This is a genomic window from Vibrio genomosp. F10 str. ZF-129 (assembly GCF_000287055.2).
Lineage (GTDB): Bacteria > Pseudomonadota > Gammaproteobacteria > Enterobacterales > Vibrionaceae > Vibrio.
The window spans coordinates 20,233-28,685 of record NZ_AJYQ02000057.1 but is presented as its reverse complement, the minus strand read 5'-3'; the positions used below and the strand labels follow the sequence as shown (position 1 = coordinate 28,685).

The window sequence follows — 8,453 nt, the reverse complement described above, 5'->3', positions numbered from 1 at the left end:
TGTTTAATATGTTTAATATGTTTAATATGTCTTTTAATCTGTATTTCCTCTTTTTGAGTGTCAAGCCTATTTCGCACAGCTCCTCTTAAGGATTCAGAATAATCTTTAGGTTAGTTGCAGTTTTAATCGCAACATACACTACGACCAAACAAGTCGCGGATAAGAAAAAATGCCCTACCGTAAATAGGCCTAGCCTATATGTCGCTGTTGAAAATGCCGCAAGCGGAAAGGTGAAAGCCCACGTTGATACTCCAAACTTCATCCCCTCAAATTTTTTCATGTTTATTGCAAGAGCAACAATAATCAAGAGAGACCAGACGTACATACCAGCCGCAATGCGATCGGTGAATCCAACTATCTTCAGATAGCCGAGTAAAAGCATTGATGGCGTAGCAAGGCCAATAAAGAACGTCGGATACAAAGGAACAGGGGGAGCTTTCCCTTGCAGGGTTTTAACCAGTATTGCTATGTAAACAACAATACCAATCAACATTCCGGTGAAATACATCAGGTGACTAATTCCGATGTACTCAACCGGTGAAAAAATGGAGCAAACAACGTTGGCTAACGGTGGAATCAAGAACGTTGGGTTAAGTTCAGTAAGGGTCTTTTCTTTATAGATTCCCCACCCAATTAAGATGGCGAGCAGCAACGGGACTTGTATTACCGTGCCTACTAGCCATAAGGCCGTCTGATAAACTTCATGCTCACGCACTAGGCCCGACAGTAAGAAAATAGTTATCGTGCTGCATGCTAAGAAGTTTCGTTTCGTCGCTACGCGCACCTCGTCTTTCAGACCTTTTGCATCGAAGGCCATTCGAGCAATCATGCTCAGTATCATCACTGTAAGAATAAACGCAGCCAGTGAAGCCAAAGGGATAATCAATGGTTTAATAAAAACCAATTGTGAGGCTTGAATGCCAGTTGCTAGACCAGAAACACCCATTGATGCTGATACCAACGCAATAGGCAGCCTTAATAACGTGTTACTGGTCATCATCAATCCTTAAACCGTTTTCATTAGTAAGCTAATGGACTCGGCTTGAGTGCCAATAATAATTTGCATGTTCTGATCACCGACATGAACGACACCCAAAGAGCCAAGAGATTTAATTTTCTTATCATTAACCAAGGTTTTGTCTTTTACCGATAAGCGTAGGCGCGTGATACAGGCGTTTATTTCAGTAAGGTTATCTTTGCCACCCAGTGCCGCTACATACGATTTCGCCAGTTCTAACTCGTCGGTAGGCGTCGTAGTCGAGCCTAGTTCATCACTATCATCTTCACGGCCGGCCGTTTTTATATTGAACTTAAGAATAGCCCAACGGAATGTAACGAAGTACAGCACGGCAAAACATAAACCCAGTGGGATTAGCATGTACCACTGAGTTGCTAATGGGTTATGTGATTGCAGTACAAGGTCAACAAGGCCTGCTGAGAAACCGAAGCCTGAAATCCATCCCATCGACGAAGCGATGTACATAGAAATACCCATGAACACAGAGTGAAGGACGTAAAGAGCAGGAGCCGCGAACATAAAGGCAAACTCCATAGGCTCACTTACACCAGTAAAGAACGAGGCAAAAGCAGCAGCTATCATCAGTGACGAAACGCGAGATTTGTTTTCCTTTTTCGCGGTAACATACATTGCTAGGCCTGCGGCCGGCAGACCAAACATCAAGACTGGGAAGAAACCTGCCATGTAACGGCCAGTAACCCCAATCTCTGCGCGACCTTCAGCGATAGACTGTGCGCCACCTAAGAAGTTAGGCATGTCATTAATACCGGCAACGTCGTACCAGAAAACAGGGTTGATCGCATGATGTAAGCCCGTAGGAATAAGCAATCGGTTAAAGAACCCAAATAACCCAGAGCCAATAGCACCTTGCTCATACATCCAAGTGCCAAAGTTAGTCATGCCAGAGAAAAGACCGTTCCAAATTTCCATGAACACGCCCGCTATCGCGATACCCGCAAAAGCCGCTAAGATTGGTACAAGGCGCTTACCACTAAAGAACGATAACGCTTTAGGCAACTGCGTATCGGAGAATCGGTTGTATATCACCGATGCCACAATACCAACGACAATAGCTACAAACTGGTTATCCGATTTGGCAAACGCTGCCGGTACTTCGCTAATGTCGATCCCTTTAATCATTGCTATTGAAGCAGGATCAAGTAGTGCCATCACGACAAGCCAACACACTAGCCCTGATAGGGCCGCTGACCCATCGCGGTCTTTTGACATGCCAAAAGCAATACCGACAGCAAACAGTAATGGAATGTTTTTGAGTATTGCTCCACCGGCTTTGATCAGTAATGCAGCGACCGCATTATCATTGCCCCAACTGTTCGGATCGACCCAGTAGCCTACCCCCATTAAAATCGCTGCAGCAGGTAAACACGCAATAGGGACCATCAAGGCTTGTCCAACCTTTTGCAAATAGCCAAATACGTTAACGTTCTTCATGATTGTTCCTTGGTAAGTCATTAAAGCTAATTAGTTCCACACCTTGCTCAGCTAGCCATTGTTTAATATGGGGTGAGGTAAGGATATTCAGTTCAAGCTCGCGTTGTGCTGTGTAGGAAGACACTGCAGCTAGGTCTAAGTCGCAATGAGCAGGGTGCGCCATGATTTCAGCCGTTCCGCGAGGATTGTTTTCTTTAAGCTCTAGAATGGTTTGCTTGAAGCCTTCTTCATTCGATCGCCCTGCATAAAATTTCCCACTAAACTGATCTGGTGTTAGCACCGTCAAAGAGGTTAAGTCTTGGTCATAGTAATCAGGACGTCGGGTTGGCAAGCCAACTTCATTGGCGAACTCTATAAATCCACGTTTCAAGTTAGGCAAAAAAGCAGCAAAATGATGTGAATCCACATGACTAATATTCACCCCTTTACTTAGTGCCAACTTGTACTGATTCATCGCCTCTAAATAGACTTGATGCGATGAGATTGACTCACACACATTAGCTAGATGACGGCGTCCTAAGAACATGCCATTTTCATCAACAAGATCTGGAATATCTTCAATATTCGATACCGCCTTACCCGACGAAATGTTTACGTGAAGCCCAATGTTGGCTAAGTCGTATGTTTGTATTATATCAATCGCATCTTCAGTCCCTAATTGATTGAGCATCAAGGTGGTGCTTGTCACTAGGCCAAATTTCATCGCTTGAACTATTGCTGAATTGGTTCCTTTAGTCAGGCCAAAATCATCGGCATTGATAATTAACTTCACTCAAAATCCCCCTTCAAAATCTCGATGTCTTTGCGCTTAAATTCAGGAAGTAAGTTGAGGTTTTGCAACAAGGTCTCTTTCAGAGCAATCTCAAGCTTCTCTCCAGTACCAACAAGAGGATTCATAACAAGTGCGCGTAATGCGGCTTTCACATCACCGTTCATCGCAGCCTTAATTGTGAGGCTTTCAAAGGTCTTCATCGTTTGAATTAATCGAAGAGTATCTTCAGGGAAAGCTTCTACGCTCAGTGGATGAGCACCAGAGGATTTTATCATTGCACTGACTTCCACTGCACAGTCATCAGGCAACCCTTGAATCGCGCCCTTGTTCAGCGTATTAACATGCATGATTTCGCCCGTATCGTTGTGAATCGCATTCATCATTCGACAGGCTGATTCTGAATAATATTGACCACCACGAAGCTCTAGCTCTTTTGGCTTAACGGCCAGATCAGGATCTCGATAAACTTCAAACAGTTTGGCTTCAATCTCTTTTACAACATCAGCTCGGTTTACGTTTTCTCCCTCTTTCGGATCTAGCTTTGCCAACACATCTTCACTTGCGTAGAAATATCGAAGGTAAGAACAAGGCAGCATTCCCATGTCTTTGATTAAGGCACTTGACCAATCAAACTGAGCAATGTTTTGAGGACGCATTTTATCGTTACCGGCCAGAACCTCATCTATAATGAATTGCATTTTGTCTTGATTTTTATGGAGGATTTTACGCGCCCACACTAGGTGATTTAACCCTGCAATTTGAATAAAGAAGTCTTCAGGCTTAGCATTTAACAGCTCCATTGCACCTCGCTCCATATTCACTGGAACGTTACAAAGGCCGATGGTTTTTGTTGAACTGTTTTGAATAATCGCTTCTGTCACCATGCCAGACGGATTCGTGAAGTTAAGTAGCCATGCATCAGGGCAAAGCTCTTCCATTTCATAAGCAATCTCTAGCGCAATCGGGATAGTTCTGCAGGCATTAGCCAAGCCAACAATGCCATTTGTCTCTTGGGCAATCATTCCATACTTAGCAGCAATGCCTTCATCTCGAATACGACTCTCTAAGCAACCGGCTCGGAATTGAGAGCAGACAAAATCAGCATCTTCCAGTGCAGACGCTCTATCTTCAGTAAGAATGATGTTCATTTCACTACCGACCCTCTCAGCCATACGCTTTGTAAGATCGTAAATTATCTCAGCCTTCCATCGACTTTCCTCAATATCGACCAGCCACAACTCTCCAATTGGCAGTGAATCAGAACGACGCAATAACCCTTCAATCAGTTCTGGGGTGTAGCTAGATCCTGCGCCAATAACGACAACTTTTAATGATGTTTTCACGCTGTATTCCTTTGTGTTGTGTAACTGAAATTTTCTTATGCATTAGAATTACAGGGGTTAACTGGGTTTACAAATCGTGAATACTGATGTACTCATAAATATAAGTAATCCATATTGGCAATTATCTATGATTAGAGCATCGGTTAACCACAGCAATGTTTATCTATTTTTGAGCGTGGCAAGAACGCTTAGCTTTACAAATACAGGAAAGAAATTTGGGATAACCCAAGCAGCAGTAAGCCATAGGATAAAGAGTCTCGAAGAAGAGGTGGGATGCACTCTGTTTGTCAGAAAGCCGAGGAACATAGCTCTAACACCAGAAGGGAATCAACTTTTCAAGTCAGTGTCTCAATCATTTGAGTTAGTAGATAATGTGATCGACGACCTAAAAAACCCTAATCCAACAGGCACGATACGCATTGGTACCTCTCCATATTTCGCCTCTCAAGTTCTAATACCCAACGTGCCTAAATTTATTGAGAGATACCCTGACCTCGATGTGCAGATCATTACCTCTAGCGAATCACAAAGATTTGATGATGAAACAATGGATCTCGCCATCGTTTACAGTGAAGGTGTTGAAGGGCTGTATAGTGAGGAACTAGTTCGCGAAAGTATTTTGCCAATTTGTAGTCGTGAGTATGCTAAAAAGCACAATCTCGACGATGAAGCGCCCTCTTTAAGTGGGTTAACTGTAATTAGGAACGTTAACTCATCGAATTGGATGCAATGGCTTTCCGAAGAAGAACGTGAGCTAGAAAATCATCGAAGCTTTGTTGTGGATGATTTCCACTCTTCAACATCTGCTGCAATAAATGGCGTAGGCGTAGCTATGGGTCGCTGGATACTGGTTAGGGATTTATTAAAGTCAGGCGATCTTGTTTCACCATTTAATGCCGCTCTAACAGATAAGCATTACTGGTTAATTACCGTGAACGGCATGGAACACAGACCTAAATACCGCTTGTTTTCCAAATGGATACAGGATGAAATTTTTGGGTCCAAATAATTTGGTCTACACCATATAGACTTGATAAAAGTTAAGCGACTTTCCATACTTAAACAAATTCATTAATTACTAAATTAGAGTTATTTATCACGTTTCTGTCCAACTTTGTGCTAGCTAGTGAGGCTAGATCATGTTGCTAAACTTTGTTGTCACACTTTCTTTGGATAGCCACGTGAGCAACGAGTTTCGGAAGTAGAAAAGTTTCAAACTTGTCTTTTGGCAGCTTTGAGAATGTGGTTTGGCGAATTTGGTGGGCAACGGAATGAAAAAACCTCTTTGCTTATTACTTAGGGGGGGAAGCAAAGAGGCGACTCAGAATCGCGAGTAAAGAGTGACTCAATCGTACATAGAAATTAATCGCATAGTCATGTTTGGGGTGTGTGGACCAATGGTATAATAGGCGTCCCATTTTCTGGAAGGTCAGCACCAAAGTAGGCACTTACTGTTGCGCCGACATCTGACATAGTAGCACGTACGCCAAGATTAAGTGCCTGTTGACCTTTTTTGTAGGCCAGTAGAGGCACCTGCTCGCGCGTATGTTTGGTATGGCCGATAAACGGGTCGTTCCCATGATCGGCCATCACAACAAGAACGTCTTGATCGGTCATTTGTTCCATCACTCTACTAAGCCCGCGATCGGCTTTTTCTAATATCTTCCAATACTGTTTGGGATCTTGTTGGTGGCCTGCAAGATCTGTTTCTTGGATATTGGCGCAAAAGAAGCCGTGGCTTTCTGTGGAGAGATCGAGATTCAGCAGACGAAACACTTCATTGGTATCGACGACAGATGTGTAGGAGGTTCCATGCGGGTTTTGTACAATATCGGCCACTTTTCCATAGAGCCAAGTATGAACCCCTTGGTTGTGGAGCTGCCACGGGACTTGAGTTTTGGCGTCTACACCGTAGCCTAAATGAGCGACTTGAAAGCCTTCATCGTAAGCGCCACTATCTGGGGAGTTCACCCCAATATATGTTGGTTTCCCATCCACATCATTTTTGATTTCAATGGCATTGAATACCCGTTCCATGGCCGCATATTTTTCTTCATTAGAGTGCTCAACAAAGGGGAGGTCGGTGTTCAGAATGCCATTCGTTTCATCGCTAATATTGCCACCAAATGCGATATTTCGACTGACCGGATTGGCGCCTCTTACTACCGCTGCGATTTCGAGTAACTTGTTAAAAGGGACGATGTTGAAGTTACACGTAAGGTTATAGACTTGGCCTAAATCTGCCTCGAGATTGTCACCAATGACAATGCCTTCTTCTACGACAAGAACCGATAATCCTTGCTGAGTATGTCGAACCGCTTTGTATCCGTGGTTAAGTAGAGCGGCTTCAATGTCGGGTAGTGCCACTTGAAAAGCCTGCTCTAATGGCGGCTTTGGCAGGGTGCCCATGATTTCCTGATGCCCCATAAACGTGTCCCCCCCTTGATGGGCGAGGTTGGACCGTCCAGTGTTGGCCAGTGGGTTGGCTAACATGATTGAAGCTGGGTTATCGACCACATTCTGTAGACCAAGTTTTTCTAGTACTGGCAAGCGTTTTAGAGGGAAATGTGCGAGTAATTTACTCGCAGTGTTCGATCCACAATCTTGTGGTCTAACGAGGGCGACATCGGGCATTTCACCCACACCAAAACCATCCAATACAACGATAATGAATCTAGGCATAGGTCACCTCATTTCCTAATGAGTCGTAAAGCCCAAGGATACAAGGCTGTGCGGTTGATACTCCTCGAACTAAAGCCACATCACTGCGTGTGACGAAAACCTGAGTGCGATAAGCCATGATCACTGGAGCGCCGATCGGGTAATGCCCAGGTATTCGCAGGTGATAATCAATGCTGTCGGTTTCGTCGTTAAAGATCGCTGTGCGTTCACTGCCATGAGCACTGTAAACGCGTGCATTTTCCAATAGCCCTCGTCGATAATACCCACCGCCAAAACAGTAGCTGTTGTTGGCGTGGTGGTGAGAGATTTCACTGAGATACAGCATGGCAATTCGCTCTACTTGTGGCTCGATAGCATTGGCTGGAGTCGTTCCGGTTAGGGCGTGGCCAGGCTCTCCGTGGGTGCATCCATATTTCGCCAGCATTGGGATCGTTTCTGAGTTGGTGGACGAGGGGGCGTTCACCTGGCTGCAGGGAATCCCCAACGCATTTAGCCCTTGTTTCGCCTCTAATAGTGTCATTAGGTTTGGGGTCGGTTGGGTTTGTTTGCTACCCGAGTCGTACAAGAAGCAGGGAAAGTGAGTTACCCCTTCGATATAAACGCCCGGCATATCTTGTATTGACTGCACGACTTCTTCTAGGCGTGATAGCGCAAACCCAGACTCTTGATTGACGTAAAGCTTGTCTCGACTATGGAAAAACTTCAACAGTAAGCCTTGTTGTCGCCCAGCCATAACGGCAGCGTCAGAGATCTTTTGGGCTTTCTCAAGGCTATACACCGTTATAACCTGAGGCTTTATATTTGCAACCAATGAATGAATCATATTGCTCGGTGGTTGCACCAAATGGCCAACATTGGCGATGGGCAATCCATGTGCAGCCATGAGTCGGGCTTCTTTGAAATCGACGCATACAATGCCTTCATAACCACATTCTTCTATGAGCAGTTTGGCAATCGTTGGATTGCGACCAAACTGTTTGGTCATTGCATAAAGACGTATCCCAGATTCGTCCGCCACCTGCTTCATTGATTTGGCGTTGATGAGCAGTTGGTCTACATCAATAACCGCAGTGTCGGGCTGTAATTTACCCTGTTTAAATAGTGCTAGGGTGGCATTAATTAAATTGGGATTTTGCTTTTCTAACGCTTCTAAAAACATGTTCTCCCCTTTTTAGGCATGAGCTGA

The 8,453-nt window shown here is 44.4% G+C and carries 7 protein-coding genes; 1 reads left to right on the top strand and 6 read right to left on the bottom strand.

What is annotated here, in order from left to right; translation table 11 throughout:
• Positions 1-85: 85 nt before the first annotated feature.
• From A1QO_RS06365 to A1QO_RS06350, 4 genes are read right to left on the bottom strand one after another with little or no spacing between them, the layout of a single operon-like run.
• Positions 86-1,000 carry a hypothetical protein gene (locus tag A1QO_RS06365; RefSeq protein ID WP_241790414.1) on the bottom strand — a complete coding sequence of 305 codons (915 nt, stop codon included), beginning with the start codon at positions 998-1,000 and terminating at the stop codon, positions 86-88.
• Positions 1,001-1,006: 6 nt separating this feature from the next.
• The gene (gene nagE / locus A1QO_RS06360) at positions 1,007-2,470 is read right to left on the bottom strand and encodes an N-acetylglucosamine-specific PTS transporter subunit IIBC (protein WP_017037301.1); all 1,464 of its coding nucleotides are present in this window, start codon (positions 2,468-2,470) and stop codon (positions 1,007-1,009) included.
• The gene (locus A1QO_RS06355) at positions 2,457-3,242 is read right to left on the bottom strand and encodes a carbohydrate deacetylase (RefSeq protein ID WP_017037302.1); all 786 of its coding nucleotides are present in this window, start codon (positions 3,240-3,242) and stop codon (positions 2,457-2,459) included. Before A1QO_RS06355 ends, nagE begins: the two co-directional genes overlap by 14 nt.
• On the bottom strand, positions 3,239-4,585 hold the full coding sequence (locus A1QO_RS06350; protein ID WP_017039984.1) for a 6-phospho-beta-glucosidase: 1,347 nt from the start codon (positions 4,583-4,585) through the stop codon (positions 3,239-3,241). The genes A1QO_RS06355 and A1QO_RS06350 overlap by 4 nt, the downstream gene beginning before the upstream one ends.
• A gap of 76 nt (positions 4,586-4,661) precedes the next feature.
• Here A1QO_RS06350 and A1QO_RS06345 point away from each other — a divergent pair, with 76 nt between their 5' ends.
• A complete protein-coding gene (locus A1QO_RS06345) occupies positions 4,662-5,594 on the top strand; it encodes a LysR substrate-binding domain-containing protein (RefSeq protein ID WP_241790413.1) in 933 nt (310 codons plus the stop codon).
• 365 nt (positions 5,595-5,959) lie between these two features.
• Here A1QO_RS06345 and A1QO_RS06340 read toward each other — a convergent pair whose 3' ends face one another.
• Together A1QO_RS06340 and A1QO_RS06335 are read right to left on the bottom strand one after the other, a co-directional pair.
• Positions 5,960-7,267, bottom strand: coding sequence for a phosphopentomutase (locus tag A1QO_RS06340; protein WP_017039986.1), 1,308 nt, complete (start codon positions 7,265-7,267; stop codon positions 5,960-5,962).
• Positions 7,260-8,426 (bottom strand): YhfX family PLP-dependent enzyme, encoded by a 1,167-nt coding sequence (locus A1QO_RS06335; protein WP_017041394.1) that lies wholly within the window; start codon positions 8,424-8,426, stop codon positions 7,260-7,262. The genes A1QO_RS06340 and A1QO_RS06335 overlap by 8 nt, the downstream gene beginning before the upstream one ends.
• Positions 8,427-8,453: the final 27 nt, after the last annotated feature.